33 protein-coding genes are annotated in these 22,119 nt (G+C 64.8%); all 33 read left to right on the top strand.

Annotated elements, in window-relative coordinates; translation table 11 throughout:
• Positions 1-6: 6 nt before the first annotated feature.
• The 33 genes from rpsG (at position 7) to J3P31_RS13845 (ending at position 22,062) form a co-directional block, all read left to right on the top strand.
• Positions 7-477, top strand: a complete 471-nt coding sequence (gene rpsG, locus J3P31_RS14005; RefSeq protein WP_210529101.1) for a 30S ribosomal protein S7 — start codon at positions 7-9, stop codon at positions 475-477.
• Between the two features lie 9 nt (positions 478-486).
• Positions 487-2,604 (top strand): elongation factor G, encoded by a 2,118-nt coding sequence (fusA, locus tag J3P31_RS14000; RefSeq protein ID WP_210529100.1) that lies wholly within the window; start codon positions 487-489, stop codon positions 2,602-2,604.
• A gap of 91 nt (positions 2,605-2,695) precedes the next feature.
• Complete coding sequence (gene tuf, locus J3P31_RS13995; protein ID WP_210529099.1) at positions 2,696-3,871, top strand: elongation factor Tu; 1,176 nt, start codon at positions 2,696-2,698, stop codon at positions 3,869-3,871.
• Between the two features lie 128 nt (positions 3,872-3,999).
• Positions 4,000-4,314 carry a 30S ribosomal protein S10 gene (gene rpsJ / locus J3P31_RS13990; protein WP_139083083.1) on the top strand — a complete coding sequence of 105 codons (315 nt, stop codon included), beginning with the start codon at positions 4,000-4,002 and terminating at the stop codon, positions 4,312-4,314.
• Between the two features lie 13 nt (positions 4,315-4,327).
• Positions 4,328-5,188 carry a 50S ribosomal protein L3 gene (rplC, locus tag J3P31_RS13985; RefSeq protein ID WP_210529098.1) on the top strand — a complete coding sequence of 287 codons (861 nt, stop codon included), beginning with the start codon at positions 4,328-4,330 and terminating at the stop codon, positions 5,186-5,188.
• Positions 5,178-5,795, top strand: a complete 618-nt coding sequence (rplD, locus tag J3P31_RS13980) for a 50S ribosomal protein L4 (protein ID WP_210529097.1) — start codon at positions 5,178-5,180, stop codon at positions 5,793-5,795. The genes rplC and rplD overlap by 11 nt, the downstream gene beginning before the upstream one ends.
• Complete coding sequence (locus tag J3P31_RS13975; RefSeq protein WP_210529096.1) at positions 5,792-6,091, top strand: 50S ribosomal protein L23; 300 nt, start codon at positions 5,792-5,794, stop codon at positions 6,089-6,091. Before rplD ends, J3P31_RS13975 begins: the two co-directional genes overlap by 4 nt.
• Positions 6,092-6,218: 127 nt before the next feature.
• On the top strand, positions 6,219-7,058 hold the full coding sequence (rplB, locus tag J3P31_RS13970) for a 50S ribosomal protein L2 (protein WP_210529095.1): 840 nt from the start codon (positions 6,219-6,221) through the stop codon (positions 7,056-7,058).
• 3 nt (positions 7,059-7,061) lie between these two features.
• Positions 7,062-7,340: a 30S ribosomal protein S19 gene (gene rpsS, locus J3P31_RS13965; RefSeq protein WP_210529094.1), complete on the top strand. Its 279-nt coding sequence runs from the start codon at positions 7,062-7,064 to the stop codon at positions 7,338-7,340.
• Positions 7,341-7,343: 3 nt separating this feature from the next.
• On the top strand, positions 7,344-7,736 hold the full coding sequence (gene rplV / locus J3P31_RS13960) for a 50S ribosomal protein L22 (protein WP_210529093.1): 393 nt from the start codon (positions 7,344-7,346) through the stop codon (positions 7,734-7,736).
• Complete coding sequence (gene rpsC, locus J3P31_RS13955) at positions 7,736-8,470, top strand: 30S ribosomal protein S3 (RefSeq protein WP_210529092.1); 735 nt, start codon at positions 7,736-7,738, stop codon at positions 8,468-8,470. The genes rplV and rpsC overlap by 1 nt, the downstream gene beginning before the upstream one ends.
• A gap of 13 nt (positions 8,471-8,483) precedes the next feature.
• Positions 8,484-8,897 (top strand): 50S ribosomal protein L16, encoded by a 414-nt coding sequence (rplP, locus tag J3P31_RS13950; RefSeq protein ID WP_210529091.1) that lies wholly within the window; start codon positions 8,484-8,486, stop codon positions 8,895-8,897.
• Between the two features lie 244 nt (positions 8,898-9,141).
• On the top strand, positions 9,142-9,354 hold the full coding sequence (rpmC, locus tag J3P31_RS13945; RefSeq protein ID WP_210529090.1) for a 50S ribosomal protein L29: 213 nt from the start codon (positions 9,142-9,144) through the stop codon (positions 9,352-9,354).
• 5 nt (positions 9,355-9,359) lie between these two features.
• Complete coding sequence (gene rpsQ, locus J3P31_RS13940) at positions 9,360-9,599, top strand: 30S ribosomal protein S17 (protein WP_210529089.1); 240 nt, start codon at positions 9,360-9,362, stop codon at positions 9,597-9,599.
• A 70-nt stretch (positions 9,600-9,669) separates the two neighbouring features.
• On the top strand, positions 9,670-10,038 hold the full coding sequence (gene rplN / locus J3P31_RS13935; RefSeq protein WP_002722508.1) for a 50S ribosomal protein L14: 369 nt from the start codon (positions 9,670-9,672) through the stop codon (positions 10,036-10,038).
• Positions 10,038-10,346 (top strand): 50S ribosomal protein L24, encoded by a 309-nt coding sequence (gene rplX / locus J3P31_RS13930; RefSeq protein ID WP_210529088.1) that lies wholly within the window; start codon positions 10,038-10,040, stop codon positions 10,344-10,346. The genes rplN and rplX overlap by 1 nt, the downstream gene beginning before the upstream one ends.
• Entirely contained in the window at positions 10,346-10,909 is a 564-nt protein-coding gene (gene rplE, locus J3P31_RS13925; protein ID WP_210529087.1) for a 50S ribosomal protein L5, read from the top strand. The genes rplX and rplE overlap by 1 nt, the downstream gene beginning before the upstream one ends.
• Positions 10,910-10,928: 19 nt before the next feature.
• Positions 10,929-11,234, top strand: a complete 306-nt coding sequence (gene rpsN / locus J3P31_RS13920; protein WP_210529086.1) for a 30S ribosomal protein S14 — start codon at positions 10,929-10,931, stop codon at positions 11,232-11,234.
• Positions 11,235-11,244: 10 nt separating this feature from the next.
• A complete protein-coding gene (rpsH, locus tag J3P31_RS13915; protein ID WP_210529085.1) occupies positions 11,245-11,637 on the top strand; it encodes a 30S ribosomal protein S8 in 393 nt (130 codons plus the stop codon).
• 10 nt (positions 11,638-11,647) lie between these two features.
• On the top strand, positions 11,648-12,187 hold the full coding sequence (gene rplF, locus J3P31_RS13910; RefSeq protein WP_210529084.1) for a 50S ribosomal protein L6: 540 nt from the start codon (positions 11,648-11,650) through the stop codon (positions 12,185-12,187).
• A 12-nt stretch (positions 12,188-12,199) separates the two neighbouring features.
• A complete protein-coding gene (rplR, locus tag J3P31_RS13905; protein ID WP_210529083.1) occupies positions 12,200-12,559 on the top strand; it encodes a 50S ribosomal protein L18 in 360 nt (119 codons plus the stop codon).
• 11 nt (positions 12,560-12,570) lie between these two features.
• Positions 12,571-13,134, top strand: a complete 564-nt coding sequence (gene rpsE, locus J3P31_RS13900; RefSeq protein ID WP_210529082.1) for a 30S ribosomal protein S5 — start codon at positions 12,571-12,573, stop codon at positions 13,132-13,134.
• Positions 13,135-13,137: 3 nt separating this feature from the next.
• Positions 13,138-13,329, top strand: a complete 192-nt coding sequence (gene rpmD / locus J3P31_RS13895) for a 50S ribosomal protein L30 (protein ID WP_210529081.1) — start codon at positions 13,138-13,140, stop codon at positions 13,327-13,329.
• Positions 13,330-13,929: 600 nt separating this feature from the next.
• Entirely contained in the window at positions 13,930-14,421 is a 492-nt protein-coding gene (rplO, locus tag J3P31_RS13890; protein WP_210529080.1) for a 50S ribosomal protein L15, read from the top strand.
• 103 nt (positions 14,422-14,524) lie between these two features.
• The gene (gene secY, locus J3P31_RS13885; RefSeq protein ID WP_210529079.1) at positions 14,525-15,889 is read left to right on the top strand and encodes a preprotein translocase subunit SecY; all 1,365 of its coding nucleotides are present in this window, start codon (positions 14,525-14,527) and stop codon (positions 15,887-15,889) included.
• Positions 15,890-15,926: 37 nt separating this feature from the next.
• Positions 15,927-16,610: an adenylate kinase gene (locus J3P31_RS13880; RefSeq protein ID WP_210529078.1), complete on the top strand. Its 684-nt coding sequence runs from the start codon at positions 15,927-15,929 to the stop codon at positions 16,608-16,610.
• Positions 16,611-16,824: 214 nt separating this feature from the next.
• Positions 16,825-17,193: a 30S ribosomal protein S13 gene (gene rpsM, locus J3P31_RS13875; protein WP_210529077.1), complete on the top strand. Its 369-nt coding sequence runs from the start codon at positions 16,825-16,827 to the stop codon at positions 17,191-17,193.
• 12 nt (positions 17,194-17,205) lie between these two features.
• Positions 17,206-17,598, top strand: a complete 393-nt coding sequence (gene rpsK / locus J3P31_RS13870) for a 30S ribosomal protein S11 (protein ID WP_037277351.1) — start codon at positions 17,206-17,208, stop codon at positions 17,596-17,598.
• A gap of 124 nt (positions 17,599-17,722) precedes the next feature.
• Entirely contained in the window at positions 17,723-18,739 is a 1,017-nt protein-coding gene (locus J3P31_RS13865; protein WP_210529076.1) for a DNA-directed RNA polymerase subunit alpha, read from the top strand.
• A 125-nt stretch (positions 18,740-18,864) separates the two neighbouring features.
• Positions 18,865-19,284 carry a 50S ribosomal protein L17 gene (rplQ, locus tag J3P31_RS13860; protein WP_210529075.1) on the top strand — a complete coding sequence of 140 codons (420 nt, stop codon included), beginning with the start codon at positions 18,865-18,867 and terminating at the stop codon, positions 19,282-19,284.
• 153 nt (positions 19,285-19,437) lie between these two features.
• Positions 19,438-20,049 carry an autoinducer binding domain-containing protein gene (locus tag J3P31_RS13855; protein WP_210529074.1) on the top strand — a complete coding sequence of 204 codons (612 nt, stop codon included), beginning with the start codon at positions 19,438-19,440 and terminating at the stop codon, positions 20,047-20,049.
• Between the two features lie 62 nt (positions 20,050-20,111).
• Positions 20,112-20,702, top strand: coding sequence for an acyl-homoserine-lactone synthase (locus tag J3P31_RS13850; RefSeq protein ID WP_210529073.1), 591 nt, complete (start codon positions 20,112-20,114; stop codon positions 20,700-20,702).
• A 37-nt stretch (positions 20,703-20,739) separates the two neighbouring features.
• Positions 20,740-22,062, top strand: coding sequence for a replication-associated recombination protein A (locus tag J3P31_RS13845; RefSeq protein WP_210529072.1), 1,323 nt, complete (start codon positions 20,740-20,742; stop codon positions 22,060-22,062).
• Positions 22,063-22,119 lie beyond the last annotated feature (57 nt).

Below are 22,119 nucleotides of genomic sequence, written 5' to 3'. Positions count from 1 at the left end.
TAGAGAATGTCCCGTCGCCACGCCGCCGAGAAGCGCGAAGTCCTGCCCGATGCCAAGTACGGCGATCGGGTCGTTTCCAAGTTCATGAACAACCTGATGGTCGACGGCAAGAAGTCCGTCGCCGAGACCATCGTCTACAACGCCTTCGAGCGCGTTCAGGGCCGCGTCCGCCGCGAGCCCGTGGAAGTGTTCCACGAGGCGCTGGACAACATCAAGCCGGCGGTCGAAGTCCGTTCCCGCCGCGTCGGCGGCGCGACCTACCAGGTCCCCGTGGAGGTGCGCCCCGAGCGCCGCGAGGCTCTGGCCATCCGCTGGCTCATCGACGCGTCCAAGAAGCGCAACGAGAACACCATGGAAGAGCGCCTCGCCGGCGAGCTTCTGGACGCGATGAACAATCGCGGCAGCGCGGTGAAGAAGCGCGAGGACACCCACAAGATGGCCGACGCCAACAAGGCGTTCAGCCACTACCGCTGGTAAGGGCCCCCCATGGCACGCGAATATCCTCTGCGCCTGTACCGTAACTTCGGTATCATGGCGCATATCGACGCCGGCAAGACCACCACGACCGAGCGGATCCTCTACTACACCGGCAAGTCCCACAAGATCGGCGAAGTCCATGACGGCGCCGCCACCATGGACTGGATGGAGCAGGAGCAGGAACGCGGGATCACCATCACCTCGGCAGCGACGACCACCTTCTGGGAGCGCACCGAGAACCCCGGTGAGCACATCGGCGAGAAGCACCGCTTCAACATCATCGACACGCCCGGCCACGTCGACTTCACCATCGAAGTTGAGCGTTCGCTGGCCGTGCTCGACGGCGCCGTCTGCCTCCTCGATGCCAACGCCGGCGTCGAGCCGCAGACCGAGACCGTCTGGCGCCAGGCTGACCGGTACGAGGTCCCCCGGATCGTGTTCGTCAACAAGATGGACAAGATCGGCGCGGACTTCTTCAACTGTGTCCGCATGATCAAGGACCGCACGGGGGCGACCCCGTGCCCCGTCGCGCTTCCGATCGGGGCCGAGGACAAGCTCGAGGGCATCATCGACCTCGTCACGATGGAAGAGTGGACCTGGAAGGGCGAAGATCTCGGCGCGTCCTGGACCCGCCAGCCCATCCGTGCCGAGCTCCAGGAGCTCGCCAACGAGTGGCGCGGCAAGATGGTCGAACTCGCCGTCGAAATGGACGACGACGCGATGGAGCGGTACCTTGAGGGCGAGGAGCCCGGTGCCGAAGAGCTGCGCAAGCTCATCCGCAAGGGCTGCCTGTCGATGAAGTTCGTCCCCGTCACCGCGGGTTCGGCCTTCAAGAACAAGGGCGTCCAGCCCATGCTGAACTGCGTCATCGACTTCCTGCCGTCCCCGCTCGACGTCCCCGCCTACATGGGCTTCAAGCCGGGCGACGAGACCGAAACCCGGAACATCGCCCGTTCGGCCGACGACGAGCAGCCCTTCTCGGCGCTGGCGTTCAAGATCATGAACGACCCCTTCGTGGGCTCGCTCACCTTTACGCGGATCTACTCCGGCGTCCTCAAGAAGGGCGACGCGATGCTGAACTCCACGAAAGGCAAGCGCGAGCGCGTGGGCCGGATGATGATGATGCACGCCATCAACCGGGAAGAGATCGATGAAGCCTTCGCGGGCGACATCATCGCGCTGGCCGGCCTCAAGGACACGACCACCGGCGACACGCTCTGCGCCGAGAAGGAACCCGTGGTTCTCGAGACCATGACCTTCCCTGAGCCGGTGATCGAGATCGCCGTGGAGCCCAAGACCAAGGCCGACCAGGAGAAGATGGCGACCGCCCTCGCTCGCCTGGCTGCCGAGGACCCGTCCTTCCGCGTCGAGACAGACATCGAGTCCGGCCAGACCATCATGAAGGGCATGGGCGAGCTTCACCTCGACATCCTCGTCGACCGCATGCGTCGCGAGTTCAAGGTCGAGGCGAACATCGGTGCGCCGCAGGTGGCCTACCGCGAGACCATCTCGCATCCGGTCACGCACACCTACACGCACAAGAAGCAGACCGGTGGCTCGGGCCAGTTCGCGGAAGTGAAGCTGGAGATCAACCCGACGGAGCCGGGCGAGGGCTTCTCGTTCGAGTCGAAGATCATCGGCGGCACCGTGCCCAAGGAGTACATCCCGGGCGTGGAGAAGGGCATCAAGTCCGTGATGGACTCGGGTCCGCTCGCCGGCTTCCCGGTGATCGACTTCAAGGTGTCGCTGGTCGACGGCAAGTTCCACGACGTGGACTCGTCGGTCCTCGCCTTCGAGATCGCCTCGCGCATGTGCATGCGTGAAGGCCTCAAGAAGGCGGGCGCCAAGCTGCTCGAGCCGATCATGAAGGTCGAGGTGGTGACTCCCGAGGAATACACGGGTGGTGTCATCGGCGACCTGACCTCGCGCCGCGGCATGGTGCAGGGACAGGACTCGCGCGGCAACGCGAACGTCATCAACGCCTTCGTGCCTCTGGCGAACATGTTCGGCTACATCAACAACCTGCGCTCGATGTCCTCTGGCCGCGCGCAGTTCACGATGCAGTTCGACCATTACGAGCCGGTGCCTGAGAACATCTCGCAAGAGATCCAGAAGAAGTACGCCTGACGGCGGGGCGGGGCGCTTGAGACAAGCGCCCCACCATCCCATATCGGCGGGCCCCGGCCAGCCAAACTAGTCACGCACAGGAGAAGCCATCATGGCGAAGGCGAAGTTCGAGCGGAACAAACCGCACGTGAACATTGGGACCATTGGTCACGTGGACCATGGCAAGACGACGCTGACGGCGGCGATCACGCGGTACTTCGGCGACTTCAAGGCGTACGACCAGATCGACGCGGCGCCCGAGGAGCGGGCCCGTGGGATCACGATCTCGACGGCGCACGTGGAGTACGAGACGCCGAACCGGCACTACGCGCACGTGGACTGCCCCGGCCACGCCGACTACGTGAAGAACATGATCACGGGCGCGGCGCAGATGGACGGCGCGATCCTGGTCTGCGCGGCCTCCGACGGCCCGATGCCGCAAACGCGCGAGCACATCCTGCTGGCCCGCCAGGTGGGCGTGCCCGCTCTGGTCGTGTACATGAACAAGGTCGACCTGGTGGACGACGAGGAGCTGATCGAGCTCGTCGAGATGGAGCTGCGCGAGCTTCTGTCCTCCTATGAGTTCCCCGGCGACGACATCCCGATCATCAAGGGCTCGGCCCACCAGGCGATGATCGGCGAGTCCAAGGAGATCGGCGAGGACTCGATCCGCGCGCTGATGGCGGCGGTGGACGAGTACATCCCGACGCCGGTGCGGGCGGTGGACCAGCCCTTCCTGATGCCCATCGAGGACGTGTTCTCGATCTCGGGCCGGGGCACGGTGGTGACGGGCCGCGTGGAGCGGGGCGTGATCAACGTGGGCGACGAGGTGGAGATCGTGGGCATCCGCGACACCCGCAAGTCGACCTGCACGGGCGTGGAGATGTTCCGCAAGCTGCTGGACCGCGGCGAGGCGGGCGACAACATCGGCGCGCTGCTGCGCGGGATCGACCGCGAGGGCGTGGAGCGGGGCCAGGTGCTCTGCAAGCCGGGCTCGGTCAAGCCGCACACCAAGTTCGAGGCCGAGGCCTACATCCTGACCAAGGAAGAGGGCGGGCGGCACACGCCGTTCTTCGCCAACTACCGGCCGCAGTTCTACTTCCGCACCACCGACGTCACCGGCACCGTGCAGCTGCCCGAGGGCACCGAGATGGTGATGCCGGGCGACAACCTGAAGTTCAACGTCGAACTGATTGCCCCCATCGCCATGGAAGACGGCCTGCGCTTCGCCATCCGTGAAGGCGGCCGCACCGTCGGCGCCGGCGTCGTGTCGAAGATCATCGCCTAAGTCTGTTGACTTCGCTGAGGGCGCGCGCTAGACGCGCGCCCTCAGCATTACTGACGACCGGTCCGACGTGGCCCGGCAATCCCGCCGGTTCACCTCTCGATCGTTATTGAGCCTTGAAAGGCAGATCCATGGCCGCCCAGAGCCAGACCATCCGCATTCGCCTGAAGGCGTTCGACTACCGCGTGCTGGATGCCAGCACCGCCGAGATCGTGTCGACCGCCAAGCGCACCGGCGCCAACGTCCGCGGCCCCATCCCGCTTCCGAACAAGATCGAGAAGTTCACGGTGCTGCGTGGCCCCCACATCGACAAGAAGTCCCGCGACCAGTTTGAGATCCGCACCCACAAGCGGCTCCTGGACATCGTGGACCCGACCCCGCAGACCGTGGACGCGCTGATGAAGCTCGACCTCGCCGCCGGCGTCGACGTCGAGATCAAGGTCTGAGGAGGCTTTGAGCATGCTTCGTTCGGGCGTGATCGCCAAGAAGGTGGGGATGACCCGCCTGTTCCTCGAAGACGGCAAGCAGGTCCCTGTCACCGTTCTTCAACTCGACAACGTTCAGGTCGTCGCGCAGCGCACGGTCGAGAAGGACGGCTACACGGCCGTCCAACTTGGTGCCGGCGCCGCCAAGGCCAAGAACACTCCGCAGCCCATGCGCGGCCACTTCGCCAAGGCGAATGTCGAGCCCAAGCGCAAGATCGTTGAGTTCCGGGTCGATCCCGCGAACCTCATCGGCGTGGGCGAAGAGATCATCGCGGCGCACTACTTCCCCGGCCAGTTCGTCGACGTGTCCGGCACGTCGATTGGTAAGGGCTTCGCGGGCGTCATGAAGCGGCACAACTTCGGCGGCCTCCGGGCCTCCCACGGCGTGTCGGTGTCTCACCGCTCGCACGGCTCTGTCGGCCAGTGCCAGGATCCCGGCCGGATCTTCAAAGGCAAGAAGATGGCTGGTCACATGGGCACGACCCGTGTCACCACCCAGAACCTGCAGGTCGTCCGCATCGACACGGACCGTGGCCTCGTCATGGTGAAGGGCGCCGTTCCGGGCAACAAGGGTGGCTGGGTCACGGTCAAGGACGCCGTGAAGAAGCCGCAGCCCGAGAACATCATCCTGCCGGCGGCGCTGCGTTCCGCCGAACGTGAAGCCAAGCGCCTGGCCGAAGAAGCTGCCGCTCAGGCCGCCGCCGAAGCCGAAGCCGCCGCACGCGCCGCGGCCGAAGCGGAACAAGCTGCGATCGAAGCTGCCGAGGCTGCCGCTGCTGCTGCCCCCACGGGCGACGACACCGCCGCTGAAGGAGGCGAGAACAATGCAGGCTAACGCCATCACCCTCGCCGGCGAAGCGGCTGGCCCCGTTGAGCTCGATGACGCGATCTTCGGCCTTGAGCCGCGCGCCGACATCCTGCACCGCATGGTCCGCTGGCAGCGCGCCAAGGCCCAGCAGGGCACCCACTCGACCCTGACGCGGGCCGAGGTCAGCTACTCGACCAAGAAGATCTATCGCCAGAAGGGGACGGGCGGTGCCCGCCACGGTTCCAAGAAGGCGTCGATCTTCCGTCACGGCGGCGTTGTGAAGGGGCCGACCCCCCGCAGCCACGCGCATGACCTCACCAAGAAGTTCCGCAAGCTCGGCCTGATGCACGCGCTCTCGGCCAAGGCTCGCGCTGGTGAACTGGTCGTCGTCGAGAACCTGGATTTGCCGGAAGCCAAGACCCGCGTTCTGGCCAAGCAGGTCGAATCGCTCGGCTGGAAGCGCGCCCTCGTCATCGACGCCGCGGTGAACGACAACTTCGCTCGTGCCGCTCGTAACATCGAGACCCTGGACGTGCTGCCGGCCATCGGCGCCAACGTCTACGACATCCTGCGCCGTGACACGCTCGTGCTCACTCGCGCCGGCGTCGAAGCCCTGGAGGCCCGCCTGAAATGACCGCCACGCCGTCTCAGTACGACATCATCCGTCGCCCGGTCATCACCGAGAAGGCGACCCTCGCGTCCGAGTCCAATGCGGTCGTCTTCGAGGTTGCCGCCGAAGCCACCAAGCCGCTGATCAAATCGGCGATCGAGGCTCTGTTCGGCGTGAAGGTCAAGGCGGTGAACACCGTGGTGACCAAGGGCAAGAACAAGCGCTTCCGTGGCCGTCCCGGGGTCCGCAACGATGTCAAGAAAGCTTACGTGACGCTCGAAGAGGGTCACACCATTGACGTCTCGACCGGTCTCGCGTAAGGGACCGCACCACTGACCGGCCCCGGGCAAGTCCCGGGGCCTCGTCGTTCTAACCGGGGACCTTCGGGGCCCTTCACATCAGAGACGGACCGGCAACGGTCCGCGAAGCAGACGGAAGACAGAAAGCATGGCACTCAAGTCGTACAAGCCGACGACGCCTGGCCAGCGTGGGCTGGTTCTGATCGACCGTTCGGAGCTTTGGAAAGGGCGCCCCGTCAAGACCCTGACGGAAGGTCTCACCAAGACCGGCGGCCGGAACAACACCGGGCGGATCACGATGTGGCACAAGGGTGGCGGCGCGAAGCGTCTCTACCGTGTCGTCGATTTCAAGCGTCGCAAGTTCGACGTCCCCGCGACCGTGGAGCGGATCGAGTACGATCCCAACCGGACCGCGTTCATCGCCCTCATCCGCTATCAGGATGGCGAGCAGGCCTATATTCTCGCGCCCCAGCGCCTGGCGGTTGGTGATACCGTCGTGGCCGGGGCCAAGACCGACGTGAAGCCCGGCAACGCGATGCCGTTCTCGGGCATGCCGATCGGGACCATCGTCCACAACGTCGAGCTGAAGGCAGGGAAGGGTGGTCAGATCGCCCGTGCCGCGGGCACCTACGCCCAGTTCGTCGGCCGGGACGGCGGCTACGCGCAGATCCGTCTTTCCTCGGGAGAGCTGCGCGCCGTTCGCCAGGAGTGCATGGCCACCATCGGTGCCGTGTCCAACCCGGACAACTCGAACCAGAACCTCGGCAAGGCTGGTCGGTCGCGTCACATGGGCATTCGCCCGACCGTTCGCGGCGTCGCCATGAACCCCATCGACCACCCGCATGGTGGTGGTGAGGGCCGGACCTCCGGTGGTCGTCACCCCGTGACTCCCTGGGGCAAGGGCACCAAGGGCAACCGCACCCGCAACCCGAATAAGGCGTCCGCGAAGCTCATCCTTCGTTCGCGCCACGCGAAGAAAGGCCGCTAATCCATGTCGCGTTCCGTTTGGAAGGGCCCCTTCGTCGATGCTTACGTCCTCAAGAAGGCCGAAGCAGCGCGGGGCACCGGCCGCAACGAGGTCATCAAGATCTGGTCGCGCCGTTCCACCATCCTGCCCCAGTTCGTGGGCCTCACGTTCGGCGTCTACAATGGCAAGAAGCATATCCCCGTCCTGGTGACCGAGGAGATGATCGGCCAGAAGTTCGGTGAGTACTCGCCGACGCGGACCTATTACGGCCACGCTGCCGACAAGAAAGCCAAGAGGAAGTAAGCCATGGGTCAGGAGAAGAATCCGCGCCGCGTGGCGGACAATGAGGCGATGGCCAAGGCGCGCATGCTGCGCACCAGCCCGCAGAAGCTGAACGTCGTCGCGGCAATGATCCGCGGCAAGAAGGTGGAGAAGGCTCTCGCCGATCTGACCTTCTCCAAGCGTCGGATCGCCGGCGACGTGAAGAAGTGCCTCCAGTCGGCCATCGCCAATGCCGAGAACAACCACAACCTGGACGTCGACGCGCTGATCGTGGCCGAGGCCTGGGTGGGCAAGAACCTCACGATGAAGCGCGGCCGCCCGCGTGCCCGTGGTCGGTTCGGCCGGATCGTGAAGCCGTTCTCGGAACTCACAATCACCGTGCGTCAGATCGACGCTGTCCAGGGGGAGCAAGCCTGATGGGCAACAAAGTCAATCCCGTCGGCATGCGTCTGCAGGTCAACCGGACCTGGGACAGCCGGTGGTTCGCGAATTCCAAGGATTTCGGCGACCTCCTCCTCGAGGACATCCGCATCAAGGATTTCATCAAGAAGGAAGCCAAGGCTGCCGGCATCAGCCGCGTGATCATCGAGCGTCCGCACAAGAAGTGCCGCGTGACGATCCACGCCGCTCGTCCTGGCGTGATCATCGGCAAGAAGGGCGCCGATATCGAGACGCTTCGCAAGAAAGTTGCGGCGCTCACGAAGTCGGAGCTGCACCTCAACATCGTTGAGGTCCGCAAGCCCGAGCTCGACTCCGCGCTGGTTGGGGAGTCCATCGCCCAGCAGCTCGAGCGTCGGGTTTCGTTCCGCCGCGCCATGAAGCGTGCCGTGCAGAACGCGATGCGCATGGGTGCCCTGGGCATCCGGGTGAATGTCTCCGGCCGCCTAGGCGGTGCTGAGATTGCCCGGACCGAGTGGTATCGCGAGGGTCGTGTGCCGCTGCATACCCTGCGCGCCGACATCGACTACGCGCTGAGTGAGGCCGAGACGCCGTACGGGATCATCGGCATCAAGGTCTGGATCTTCAAGGGCGAGATCATGGAGCACGATCCGCAGGCTCGCGACCGCAAGGCCGCCGAGCTGCAGGACACGGCCGTTCCGCGTGGTGCCCGCCCCGAGCGTCGCGACCGTGATCGCGATCGCGACCGCTGAGGAGTAGAGACAAATGCTTCAACCGAAGCGCACCAAGTTCCGCAAGCTCCACAAGGGCCGCATCCATGGCGACGCCAAGGGTGGTTCGGACCTTAACTTCGGCACCTATGGCCTGAAAGCCACCGAGCCCGAGCGGGTCACCGCTCGCCAGATCGAGGCGGCCCGTCGTGCTCTGACCCGTCACATGAAGCGTCAGGGCCGGGTGTGGATCCGCATCTTCCCGGACGTCCCGGTGACCTCCAAGCCCATCGAAGTGCGTATGGGTAAGGGTAAGGGCTCCGTCGACTACTGGGCCTGCCGTGTGAAGCCCGGTCGGATCATGTTCGAAGTGGATGGCGTCTCCGAGGAGATCGCACGCGAGGCGCTCCGCCTCGCGGCCATGAAGCTTCCGGTGAAGACCCGCACCATCGTCCGTGAGGACTGGTAAGGGTCGTTCCCGTGCAGCTTGCGCGGGTCGAGTGAAGAACAGAGGACCCCGGCTTCGGCCGGGGTTCTTACTTTCTGGAAGGGTAGGAGAACCACCCCGGGCGATCAGTCGCAGGCCTGCGATTTAGGCTTGCCACGACCTCGTCAAGGCTGTACGAGGCCCCCTCATTCCCTCCACCGGGACTCAGGGTGACCTAGCCCATAGGGCTCGGGGCCCTCCGGTGATGTTGAAGAAAGGACGAACGATGGCGACCACCGCCAAGGATCTTCGCGGGCAGACGCCCGATCAGCTGCGCGACCAACTCGCGAACCTCAAGAAAGAGAGCTTCAACCTTCGCTTTCAGCAAGCGACCGGTCAGCTCGAGAATACTGCCCGGATGCGTCAGGCCCGCCGTGAGGCCGCCCGCGTCCTGACCCTTCTCAACGAAAAGGCGGCCCAGGCCGCGCAAGAGGCCTGAGTTCCATGCCCAAGCGCATCCTTCAGGGCGTCGTGACCTCCGACAAGAACGACAAGACCGTCACCGTTCTCGTCGAGCGTCGCTTCACCCATCCGGTCCTGAAAAAGACCATCCGTATGTCGAAGAAGTACCGTGCTCACGATGAGAACAACACGTTCAAGTCGGGCGACACGGTACGCATCATCGAATGCGCGCCCAAGTCGGCGTCCAAGCGCTGGGAAGTTCTTCTGGCCGAACAGGCCTGAGAGCTTTCCTGAACGAAGCGAAACCCTGGGGATCCGGGTCTAGGCCCCCCCACAGGTCGGGAGAAACCATATGATCCAGATGCAGACCAATCTGGATGTCGCTGACAACTCCGGCGCCCGCCGGGTTCAGTGCATCAAGGTCCTGGGCGGCTCACACCGGCGCTATGCGTCGGTGGGCGACATCATCGTCGTCTCCGTCAAGGAAGCGATCCCGCGGGGTCGCGTCAAGAAGGGGGACGTCCGCAAGGCCGTCGTCGTTCGTACCGCGAAGGAAGTGCGTCGCGAGGATGGGACCACCATCCGCTTCGATCGCAACGCGGCCGTCATCCTGAACAACCAGGGCGAGCCGGTCGGCACCCGGATCTTCGGGCCGGTCGTTCGCGAGCTGCGCGCGAAGAACTTCATGAAGATCATCTCGCTGGCTCCGGAGGTGCTCTGATGGCTGCCAAGATCCGCAAGGGTGACCGAGTGGTCGTGCTCACCGGTAAGGACAAGGGCAAGACTGGCGAAGTCGAAGCCGTCATGCCCAAGGAAGGCCGTGCCGTGGTCGGCGGCGTGAACATGGCGATCCGCCATGTCAAGCAGTCGGCGAACAACCAAGGTGGCCGGCAGCCCAAGGCGATGCCGATCGACCTGTCCAACCTCGCCATCGTCGATGCGAACGGGAAGGCGACCCGCGTCGGCTTCCGCATCTCCGAAGATGGCACGAAGGTCCGCTTCGCAAAGACCACGGGGGACGTGATCTGATGCTCGATACCACCAGCTACACCCCGCGTCTGAAGGCTTTGTACCGCGAACGCGTTCGTGCCGCGCTCAAGGAAGAGTTCGGCTACAAGAACGACATGCAGATCCCGAAGCTCGACAAGATCGTGCTCAATATCGGGGCCGGTGCCGAAGCCGTCCGGGATTCCAAGAAGGTCAAGTCGGCGCAGGAAGACCTGTCGACCATCGCCGGCCAGCGCGCGGTTATCACCAAGGCCAAGAAGTCGATCGCCGGTTTCCGGGTCCGTGAGGAAATGCCGCTGGGCGCCAAGGTGACCCTACGCGGCGACCGGATGTACGAGTTCCTGGACCGTCTTGTAAACGTCGCCATGCCGCGCATCCGCGACTTCCGCGGCGTGTCCGGCAAGTCGTTCGACGGCCGCGGCAACTATGCGACCGGCCTCAAGGAGCACATCGTGTTCCCCGAGATCAACTTCGACAAGGTCGATGAGGTCTGGGGCATGGACATCGTCATCTGCACCACCGCGAACACCGACGCGGAGGCCAAGGCGCTGTTGAAGCACTTCAACATGCCCTTCAACAGCTGAGCCGCGGGAGAGAAACACCATGGCCAAGAAATCCATGATTGAACGCGACAAGAAGCGTCAGCGCCTGGTCGAGCAGTATGCCGCCAAGCGCGCTGAGCTGAAGGCTGTCGCAAGCGACAAGAACGCCTCCGTGGAGGAGCGGTTCAAGGCGACTCTCAAGCTCGCTGAACTGCCCCGCAACTCCTCGGCTACCCGGGTGCGCAACCGCTGCCAGCTCACTGGCCGCCCGCGCGCCTATTACCGCAAGCTGAAGATCAGCCGGATCATGCTGCGCGAGCTTGGCTCGAACGGCGAGATCCCCGGGCTGGTGAAGTCGAGCTGGTAAGGAGGTCACGATGAACGATCCTATCGGCGATATGCTGACCCGCATCCGCAACGCGCAATCGCGTGGCAAGAACGCGGTTCTCACCCCGGCCTCCAAGCTGCGCGCGCGCGTCCTCGATGTCCTTCGGGACGAGGGCTACATCCGCGGCTACGAGCAGGTCACCAACTCGGCTGGCCACCCGGAACTGCGCATCGAGCTCAAGTACTACGAGGGCACGCCCGTCATCCGCGAGATCAAGCGGGTGTCGAAGCCGGGCCGCCGCGTGTACTCGGGCGTCAAGGAACTGCCGCAGGTGCGTCAGGGACTCGGCGTCTCGATCGTCTCCACGCCCCGGGGCGTGATGTCGGACGCGCATGCCCGCGCCGCCAATGTCGGCGGCGAAGTGCTCTGCACCGTGTTCTAAGGAGGGCAGAATGTCTCGTATCGGCAAGAAGCCCGTTCCGCTCCCCGCAGGGGTGACCGCGAACATCAGTGGCCAGACCATCGAAGTGAAGGGACCCAAAGGGGTCCTGTCGTTCCGGGCAACGGACGACGTCACGCTGACGCAGGAAGACGGAGCGATCAGCGTCGCTCCGCGCGGCCTGTCGAAGCGGGCTCGCCAGCAGTGGGGCATGTCGCGCTCCATGGTCGAGAACCTCGTGACCGGCGTCACGCAAGGGTTCAAGAGGGAGCTGGACATCACCGGCGTGGGCTACCGCGCCACCATGCAGGGCAACACGCTCAAGCTCGCGTTGGGCTATTCCCATGACGTGAGCTACGAGCAGCCGGCCGGCATCAAGATCACCACGCCGTCGCCCAGGAACGACGTCATCGTGATCGAAGGCATCGACGCCCAGCAAGTGGGCCAGGTCGCCGCCGAGATCCGCGAATGGCGTGGCCCCGAGCCCTACAAGGGCAAGGGGATTCGCTACCGGGGCGAGTTCATCTTCCGCAAGGAAGGCAAGAAGAAGTAAGGGACGCACATCATGGCCAGCACGAAGCTCGAGCTGTTCCAGAAGCGCCGGATGCGCGTTCGGAACAAGCTCAAAGCGGTCAATGGCGGGAAGCTTCGGCTTTCCGTCCACCGCTCCAGCAAGAACATCTCGGTTCAGCTCATCGATGACGCCCGTGGCGTGACGCTTGCGTCCGCCTCGACGCTCGAGAAGGATCTGGGCCTGGTTGGGAAGAATAACGTCGAGGCTGCGGCGAAGATCGGCGCGACGATCGCCGAACGCGCCAAGGCGGCCGGCGTCACCGAAGCCTACTTCGACCGGGGCGGCTTCCTGTTCCATGGCAAGATCAAGGCTCTTGCCGACGCGGCCCGTGAAAACGGCCTGACGATCTAAGGGGCGAGAGAATGGCAGAACGTGAACAACGCCGCGATCGTCGGGACCGCGAAGACGCGGCTCCCGAGTTCGCCGATCGCCTGGTTGCGATCAACCGCGTCTCCAAGACGGTGAAGGGGGGCAAGCGTTTCGGCTTTGCTGCTCTGGTGGTCGTCGGGGACCAGAAGGGCCGAGTGGGTTACGGCAAGGGCAAGGCCAAGGAAGTGCCCGAAGCCATCCGCAAGGCGACCGAGCAAGCCAAGCGCAGCATGATCCGCGTTCCCCTTCGGGAAGGTCGGACCCTGCACCACGACATCGAAGGGCGCCATGGCGCCGGCCGCGTCGTGATGCGCACGGCGGTTCCGGGCACCGGCATCATCGCGGGCGGGCCGATGCGGGCCGTGTTCGAGATGCTGGGGCTCCAGGACATCGTGTCCAAGTCGCTCGGCTCGAACAACCCCTACAACATGATCCGTGCGACGATCGACGGCCTGACCAAGGAAGCGTCGCCCCGTTCGGTGGCTCAGCGGCGTGGCAAGAAGGTTGCGGATATTCTCCGTCAGCCCGAGGCCGAAGCCCAGCCGGCGGAGGCCTGATCCATGGCCAAGACCATCGTTGTCCGGCAGATTGCCTCGCCGGCCCGGCGTCCGGCCGTCCAGCGCCAGACGCTGATCGGCCTCGGGCTGAACAAGATCCGCAAGACCCGCGAACTCGAGGATACGCCCTCGGTGCGTGGGATGGTGAATGCCATCCCGCACCTCGTGAAGATCGTCGAGGAACGCGGCGAGTAGTTTCGGTGCTCCTCGTGAGCTACGGAACCCCCAAGGACCTCGGTCGAAAGACCGGGGTCTTTTTTTTGTTGTTGTTGATCTGCGCACGCGGTGCCCGGAGGGGAGACGCTCGGCCGCCGCAGCCGAGATACTCGGGCTCTCTGTAGGTGGGACCCCTCACAGCGCCTTCGAGTCTTCGATCAGAAGCCCCGTGCTGCGACCTCAGCGGTTCGCATCTGTGATCCACGGAAGAGTGTGCGAGCGCCTCGCGGCGCCCTCTCGCCGCATCCGAACGGGTTTGCCTCCCCAGCAGAGCGACACTGAAGGGCCAGTTCATCGTTGGACTCGGTAACGACCGCTCGGAAGCCTTCGGGGGAGGGCGGCACATCATCATCATTTTCGGACCTCCGGGGGCTGGCGGAGGACCTCAGGCGCGTCCCCTGGTCGGACGGCTGAGGAGGCCGTTGCGCGCCAGGGGGCGGAGGAAATCCTAGCGACAGCCTTGTCACGGGCGGTCGTGCGTTCTATAGGCCGCCGGTGGCCCACTGGGCCAATCAACTCAGCAATGCCGTGTTTGCTCCCTCGGTCGCTCGGGGGGCAGTTCCGGCCAGGAGAAGCGACATGAAACTTCACGAACTTCGCGACAATCCGGGTGCCGCCAAGAAGAAGGTCCGCGTGGGCCGGGGCCCCGGCTCTGGCATCGGCAAGACCGCCGGTCGCGGGATCAAGGGCCAGAAGTCCCGTTCGGGCGTGGCTCTGGGTGGCTATGAAGGCGGGCAGATGCCCCTCTACATGCGTCTGCCCAAGCGGGGCTTCAACAAGCCGAACCGCAAGGAATACGCCGTCGTGAACCTCGGCCTGATCCAGAAGTTCATCGACGCCGGACGGATCGACGCGTCCCAGCCGATCACCGAAGCGATCCTCGTCTCCGCGGGCGTGCTGCGCCGTGCGCGTGACGGCGTCCGGGTCCTGGCCAAGGGCGAGATCACTTCGAATGTGACGATCAACGTGACGGGCGCTTCCGCGGGCGCCGTTGCCGCCGTGCAGGCCGCCGGCGGCACCCTGACCGTCACCCAGGCGGCCGAAGAGGCTCCGGCGGACACCGCCGCGTGAGAGGGGGCAACAGCCCCGTTTCCCTGAGCGTCCCTTTCGGATAAGGTCTCAACGCGCCGCCGCCGGAGCCCCGGTCGGCGGCGCTGTCTTGACGGAGAAAGCCATGGCATCGGCAGCGGAACAGATGGCCTCGAACATGAGCTGGGCGGCCTTCGGCAAGGCCACTGAGCTCAAGCAACGCATCCTTTTCACGATCGGCCTCCTGATCGTGTACCGGCTCGGCACGTATATTCCCGTCCCGGGAATCGATGGAGCGGCGCTCCAGAACTTCATGAACGATGCAGCGGCGGGGATCGGGGGCATCCTGGCGATGTTCACCGGGGGCGCGCTGTCCCGCATGGGGATCTTCGCGCTCGGCATCATGCCCTACATCTCGGCCTCGATCATCATCCAGCTCGTGGCTTCGCTTTATGAGCCTTGGAAGAACCTCAAGAACGAGGGGCAACAAGGCCGGAAGAAGCTGAATCAATACACCCGTTACTTCACCGTGCTGCTGGCCGCCTTCCAGGCCTATGGCATGGCGGTCAGCTTGGAGGCTGGGAACCTGGTCGCAAGCCCGGGCCCGTTCTTCCTGGCGACCTGCGTGATCACCCTGGTCGGGGGGACGATGTTCCTCCTCTGGATCGGTGAGCAGATCACCTCCCGTGGGATCGGCAACGGCACCTCGCTCATCATCTTCGTGGGCATCATCGCCAACATGCCCGCTGCCATTGCCCAGTTCCTGAGCCAAGGGCGGACGGGCGCGGTCAGCCCCCTCGTGATCCTGGCCGTGGCAGTCATGGTCGTGGTCGTGCTGGCCTTCGTGGTGTTCATGGAGCGGTCGCTCCGCAAGATCCACATCCAGTACCCGCGCCGTCAGGTCGGCATGAAGGTCTACGATGGCGGTTCGTCCCACCTGCCGATCAAGGTCAACCCGGCGGGCGTCATCCCGGCCGTGTTCGCGTCGGCCCTCCTGCTGCTTCCGTCGACGATCGCAACGTTCTCGCACAGCACCTCTGGGCCGTTCATGTCGACGTTCCTGGCCTATTTCGGACCGGGCCAGCCGCTTCACCTGCTGTTCTTCGTCGCGATGATCGTATTCTTCACCTACTTCTATACCCACGAAGTGGCGTTCAAGGTGGACGACGTCGCGGACAATCTGAAGAACCAGAACGGCTTCGTTCCGGGCATCCGGCCCGGCAAGCGGACCGCCGAGTATCTCGAGTATGTCGTCAACCGCGTGCTCGTCCTGGGGTCGGCCTATCTCGCTCTGGTCTGCCTGCTGCCGGAGATCCTCCGTGCCGAGCTGGCGGTGCCGTTCTACTTCGGAGGCACATCGGTGCTGATTATCGTGTCAGTGGGCATGGACACGATCCAGCAAATCCAGTCTCATCTCCTGGCACATCAGTACGAGGGGCTCATTGAGCGGTCGCAGCTTCGGGGACGTAAGCCCCGGGCCGCGCGCACGGGTGGTCCCGCTCGTCGGTAACAACGGCTCGGAAGCCTCCGGGGGAGGGCGGCACATCATGAACATCATCCTTCTCGGACCTCCGGGGGCTGGCAAGGGAACCCAGGCGCGTCTTCTGGTCGAACGGCTGGGCATGATCCAGCTTTCGACAGGGGACATGCTCCGGGCTGCTCGACGGTCGGGGACGGAGATGGGTCGCCGGGTCGCCGATGTCATGGATAAAGGACATCTGGTGACGGACGACATCGTGATCGGACTGATCCGCGAGCGTCTGCTCCAAGGGGATCTGGGGAGCGGCGTCATCTTCGACGGATTCCCCCGGACGCTGGCGCAGGCCGACGCTCTGGACGACATGCTCGCCCGGGAAGGATTGCGCCTCGATCATGTGGTCGAGATGCGCGTGAACGACGACGAAGCCCTGGTGCAGCGTGTCTCGGGACGAGCCACCTGCGCCACCTGCGGCGAAGTGTATCACGACGCGACGAAGCCGATTCCGGACGACGGCCATTGCACCAAGTGCAGTGGCACGACGTTCAACCGGCGGGGGGACGACAACGCCGACAGCATGCGGACGCGTCTGCTCGCCTACTACAAGGAAACGGCGCCGCTCGTCGGGTACTACTATGTGAAGCGGCTGCTCAGGCCCGTCGATGGCATGGGCGAGATTGATCAAGTCGCCCAGGAGGTCGAGGGTATCCTCTCGGCTTCCCCGCTTCCCGGTGCTGCGGTCAGGACAGCCTGAAACACGTCATCATCAGGGTTGACGTCGAGGATCTTAAGGGTTGACGCGGCGCGCCGCAGCCTTTAGGACGCCCCATCCCAGCCGGGAATCGCCGGTCGTGGGCACGCCTTTGCTGGCTCGGCCGCGACCTGATCGCCTCTGAGGCGCAGCCTTGTGGCTGCGGTTGTGAAAAAAGGCTCCGGTGCTACGGAGCCGCAACGAAAGGACCACCCACGTGGCACGTATCGCCGGGGTCAACATCCCGACCAAGAAGAGGGTTCCGATTGCCCTCACCTATATCCACGGCATCGGCCCGGCCTTCGCCAAGGAAATCTGCGCCGCCGTCAACGTCGACGAGACCCGTCGTGTGGATACCCTGACGGACGCCGAGATCCTCGCGATCCGCGAGCATATCGATGCGAACTACGTCGTCGAGGGTGACCTTCGTCGCGAGACGACGATGAACATCAAGCGCCTGATGGACTTGGGCGCCTATCGTGGCCTGCGTCACCGCCGGAACCTGCCGGTTCGCGGGCAGCGCACCCACACGAACGCTCGGACCCGCAAGGGCCCGGCCAAGCCGATCGCCGGCAAGAAGAAGTAAGGGGTAGAACAGATGGCTCGTGATACCCGCCGCGGCGGCAAGAAGAAGGTTTCGAAGAACATCGCGGCGGGCGTGGCCCACGTGAACTCTTCGTTCAACAACACCAAGATCCTGATCTCGGATGTCCAGGGGAACGCGATCGCCTGGTCGTCGGCCGGGACGATGGGCTTCAAGGGCTCGCGGAAGTCGACCCCTTACGCCGCCCAGATGGCCGCCGAGGACGCTGGCCGCAAGGCTCAGGAGCATGGCGTCAAGACCCTCGAGGTCGAGGTGCAGGGCCCGGGCTCGGGCCGTGAATCGGCGCTGCGTGCGCTGGCTGCGGTCGGCTTCTCGATCACCTCGATCCGTGACGTGACTCCGATCGCGCACAACGGCTGCCGCCCGCCGAAGCGCCGCCGCGTCTGAGGTCGCTTTATATCCTGGGGCGGGGTTGCGCTTTTGGCGCAGCCCCGTCCTGTCGTTTCAGTCAGTCAACCTCGGGAGTGGAGCCTTGTTGGACATGAAGGGCACCGCGAGAATGGAGGGACGCATGATCCACAAGAACTGGTCCGAACTGATCAAGCCGCAGCAGCTTGAGGTCCGGCCCGGCAACGATCCGCAGCGCCAGGCGACCCTTGTCGCCGAGCCGCTGGAGCGGGGCTTCGGCCTGACGCTCGGCAATGCGCTGCGTCGTGTGCTGCTGAGCTCGCTGCAGGGCGCGGCCATCGTTTCGGTCCAGATCGATGGCGTGCTCCACGAATTCTCGTCCGTTGCTGGCGTCCGCGAGGACGTCACGGACATCGTGCTGAACCTCAAGGGCGTCGCCATCCGCATGGACGTGGATGGTCCCAAGCGCCTCACCGTTCAGGCCAAGGGCCCCGGCGCGGTGACCGCCGGCGACATCTCCGAGTCGGCCGGGATCGAGGTCCTTAACAAGGACCACGTGATCTGCCACCTCGACGAGGGCGCGTCGCTCTACATGGAGCTGACCGTCAACACCGGCAAAGGCTACGTGTCGGCCGACAAGAACAAGCCCGAAGACGCGCCGATCGGCCTCATTCCGATCGATGCGATCTACTCGCCGGTCAAGAAGGTCAGCTATGACGTCCAGCCCACCCGTGAAGGTCAGGTGCTCGACTACGACAAGCTGACCATGAAGATCGAGACGAACGGCGCCCTGACTCCGGACGACGCCGTGGCCTATGCCGCGCGCATCCTCCAGGACCAGCTGTCGATCTTCCTCAACTTCGAGGAGCCCGAGTCGGCGACGGCCTCTGCGCTCGAGGATGGCCTGGAGTTCAACCCGCTCCTCCTCAAGAAGGTGGACGAGCTGGAACTTTCGGTCCGTTCGGCCAACTGCCTCAAGAACGACAACATCGTCTACATCGGCGACCTCATCCAGAAGACCGAGGCCGAGATGCTGCGGACGCCCAACTTCGGGCGGAAGTCGCTCAACGAGATCAAGGAAGTGCTGTCCGGCATGGGCCTGCACCTCGGCATGGAAGTCGAGGACTGGCCGCCGGAGAACATCGAAGAGCTGGCCAAGAAGTTCGAAGACCAGTTCTAAGACGGGCCCGTCCCGCCGGATGCGCGCGGGCCGGGTCAACCGAACCAAGATGGGCAATCCCGCCCCAACAAGGTGAGCAGCCGAACGATGGGCTGCCGGACAAAGCATAGAGAAAAGGAAAGATCATGAAGCACGGAAGCGGCTACCGTAAGCTGAACCGCACCCACGAGCACCGCAAGGCGCTCTTCGCCAACATGGCCGGCTCGCTGATCGAGCACGAGCAGATCAAGACGACGTTGCCGAAGGCGAAGGAACTGAAGCGGATCATCGACAAGCTGATCACGCTGGGCAAGCGCGGCGATCTTCATGCCCGTCGCCAAGCCGCGGCGGCCCTGAAGCAGGACATGCACGTCAAGAAGCTGTTCGATACGCTCGGCCCCCGCTACCAGGAACGTCAGGGCGGCTACTGCCGCGTGCTGAAGGCGGGCTTCCGCTACGGTGACATGGCGCCCATGGCGATCATCGAGCTCGTGGAACGTGATGCTTCGGCCAAGGGTGCGGCGGACCGTGCGCGCCTCGAAGCGGAAGACGCGCAGGAAGCCTGAGCCTCTGTCCGGTTAGTTTGAGCAAGGCCCTGTCCTCTGGACGGGGCCTTTTTATTAACACCTTGTTAGCTATCTCTGAATACTTAGGTCGGTTATGGCCGTCGGCGCACATACGAGTTGACGGAAACGAAGCGAGCGCGACACAACACCAGCATGTCCCTTCAATCCGATATCGACCTGCACACCCGGAAGCTGGCTCGAATGGCCCCGAAGGGATTCTTCTTCGCGCTCCACATCCGCTTCGCGATGCCTCTCATCAATCTGCAGACCTACCCGCAGGGCTGGGTGGACCGCTACACCGAGCAGGCTTATGCGCTCCGCGATCCGATCATCGCCTGGGGCTTCTCCACGAACGGCGTCGCCCGGTGGAGCGAGATCACCATTCCCGATCCATTCAATATCCTGGGCCAAGCCCGCGAGTTCGGCATGGTCTACGGCGTGGCCGTCTCCTGCGGACCCATGAAGTCGCGCACCATCGCCAGCGCATCGCGGGATGACCGGGAGTTCACGGACGAGGAGATGGGCAGCTTCGCAGCCGTCATCTCGCATCTCCATGATGTCACCGAGCCCCCCACCTCCATCACACCGGCCCAGATCGAGGCGCTTCGCTGCATCGCCGCAGGCGACCGCTATGCCGCTGCAGCCGCCAAGCTTGGCATCTCCGAGTCCGCCCTGAAGGCCCGCCTGGCCGCCGCGCGTGAGACTCTGCTGGCCCGCACGACCGCCGAGGCGATCCAGCGGGCGAGGGATTACCGGCTGATCTGAGCCCCAACGGATAGGCCTGCGGGGACGGACGCCATGACTGCCCACCCCAAAGGAGCAAGCCTATGCACAGCACGACTCTGTCCTTCGCCAACATGCACAACCACGGCGAGTTGTTCGCTAATATCCTTCGTGCCCGGCGAGAAAGCTTCATCGTACGCAACCAGTGGAACCTGCCCGAAACCATGGGCATGGAATTCGACCAGTACGACACGCCGGTCTCCCGCTGGCTCGCCGTCCACGACGACACCGGGCAGGTCCTCGCCGGGGTGCGCCTGACGCCCACGACGGCCCGCTGCGGCATCTACTCCTACATGATCCGCGATGCCCAGAGGGGATTGCTCGACTCCATCCCGTCCGACCTGCTCTACGAGCCTGCTCCGGTCGCCGAGGGGGTCTGGGAGGTGACCCGGGGCTTCGTGAAGGCCGATATTCCCGCGCAGATCCGCCACAAGGTGCGCCTGAGGCTCGTGATGCAGATGCTCCGCACCTCGCGCGAGGAGGGGATCCGTCGGATGCTGGCGCTGCTGCCGGTCAACTGGGACCGCTGGGCGTCCCGCTGCAAGCTCGAGATGCAGGCCGCCGGGCGCGAGATGGACATGGGCGGCATCCTGTATCAGGCGGTCTGGATCGACTTCGCGAGCCAGCTTCACTGACCTGTGCAAGGCGGGGTCATGGCCCTATGCTCGGGCCATGGCCGACCTGTTCGATGATCTCATACCCCGGGAGGAGGGCGCAGCACCTGGCGCGCCCCGCCCGCTCGCCGACCGCTTGCGACCCGCACGGTTGTCCGAGGTCATCGGGCAGGAGCACCTCCTGGCCCTGGACGGGCCGATCGGGGCTATGCTGGCGGCGGGAAGCCTGTCCTCCCTCATCCTGTGGGGACCGCCTGGCGTCGGAAAGACCACGATCGCCCGCCTCCTCGCGACCGAGACGGACCTCCACTTCGAACAGATCAGCGCGATCTTCACGGGCGTGCAGGACCTTCGGAAGGTGTTCGATGCGGCGCGGCTGCGGCGTCGGCAGGGGCGCGGCACGCTGCTCTTCGTGGACGAGATCCACCGCTTCAATCGGGCGCAGCAGGACGGCTTCCTCCCGCTCATGGAGGACGGGACCATCGTGCTCGTCGGGGCCACGACCGAGAACCCGTCCTTCGAGCTGAACGCCGCGCTCCTGTCCCGCGCGCAGGTGCTGGTCCTGAACCGCCTGACGCTTGCCGACATGGAGCAGCTGGCGCAGCGGGCCGAAAAGGAGCTGGGCCGGACCCTGCCTTTGGATGGCCATGCCCGCGAGGCGATGCTCGAGATGGCCGACGGCGACGGCCGCGCGCTGCTCAACCTGATCGAGCAGGTGGCCTCCTGGCGGGTGAGCGGGACGCTCGATACGGCCGCGCTGTCCAGCCGGCTCCGCCGCCGGGCGGCCAACTACGACAAGAGCGGGGACGGGCACTACAACCTCATTTCCGCGCTCCACAAGTCGGTGCGAGGGTCCGACCCCGATGCCGCGCTTTATTGGTTCGCACGCATGCTCGAAGGCGGGGAGGATCCGCGCTTCCTCGCCCGACGCATCACGCGGATGGCGGTCGAGGACATCGGCCTGGCCGACCCGCAGGCCCAGACGCTCTGCATCGACGCCTGGGAAACCTATGAGCGGCTGGGCTCGCCCGAGGGCGAGCTCGCCCTGGCGCAGGCGGTCGTCTATCTCGCGCTGGCGCCCAAGTCGAACGCCGCCTACACCGCCTACAAGGCCGCGCGCGAGGCGGCGCGGACGACAGGTTCGCTCGCTCCGCCCAAGCACATCCTGAATGCACCGACGCGCATGATGAAGGACCAGGGCTTCGGGGCCGGCTACCGCTACGATCACGACGCCGAGGACGCGTTCTCGGGGCAGGAGTACTTCCCGGACGGGATGAAGCGTGGGGTTTACTACGTGCCCGTGGATCGCGGCTTCGAGCGGGAGTTGCGCAAGCGGACCGATTTCTTCGCGAGGCTCCGCGCCAAGCGCCAGAAGGGCTGAGACCAGAGATTTTCATGGGGAATGGTCGCGAGGCGGCCTGGGCCGGTTGACACCGCG

This window comes from Rubellimicrobium arenae, assembly GCF_017916275.1.
GTDB lineage: Bacteria > Pseudomonadota > Alphaproteobacteria > Rhodobacterales > Rhodobacteraceae > Rubellimicrobium > Rubellimicrobium arenae.
This window is presented reverse-complemented; position numbering and strand designations above follow the sequence as displayed.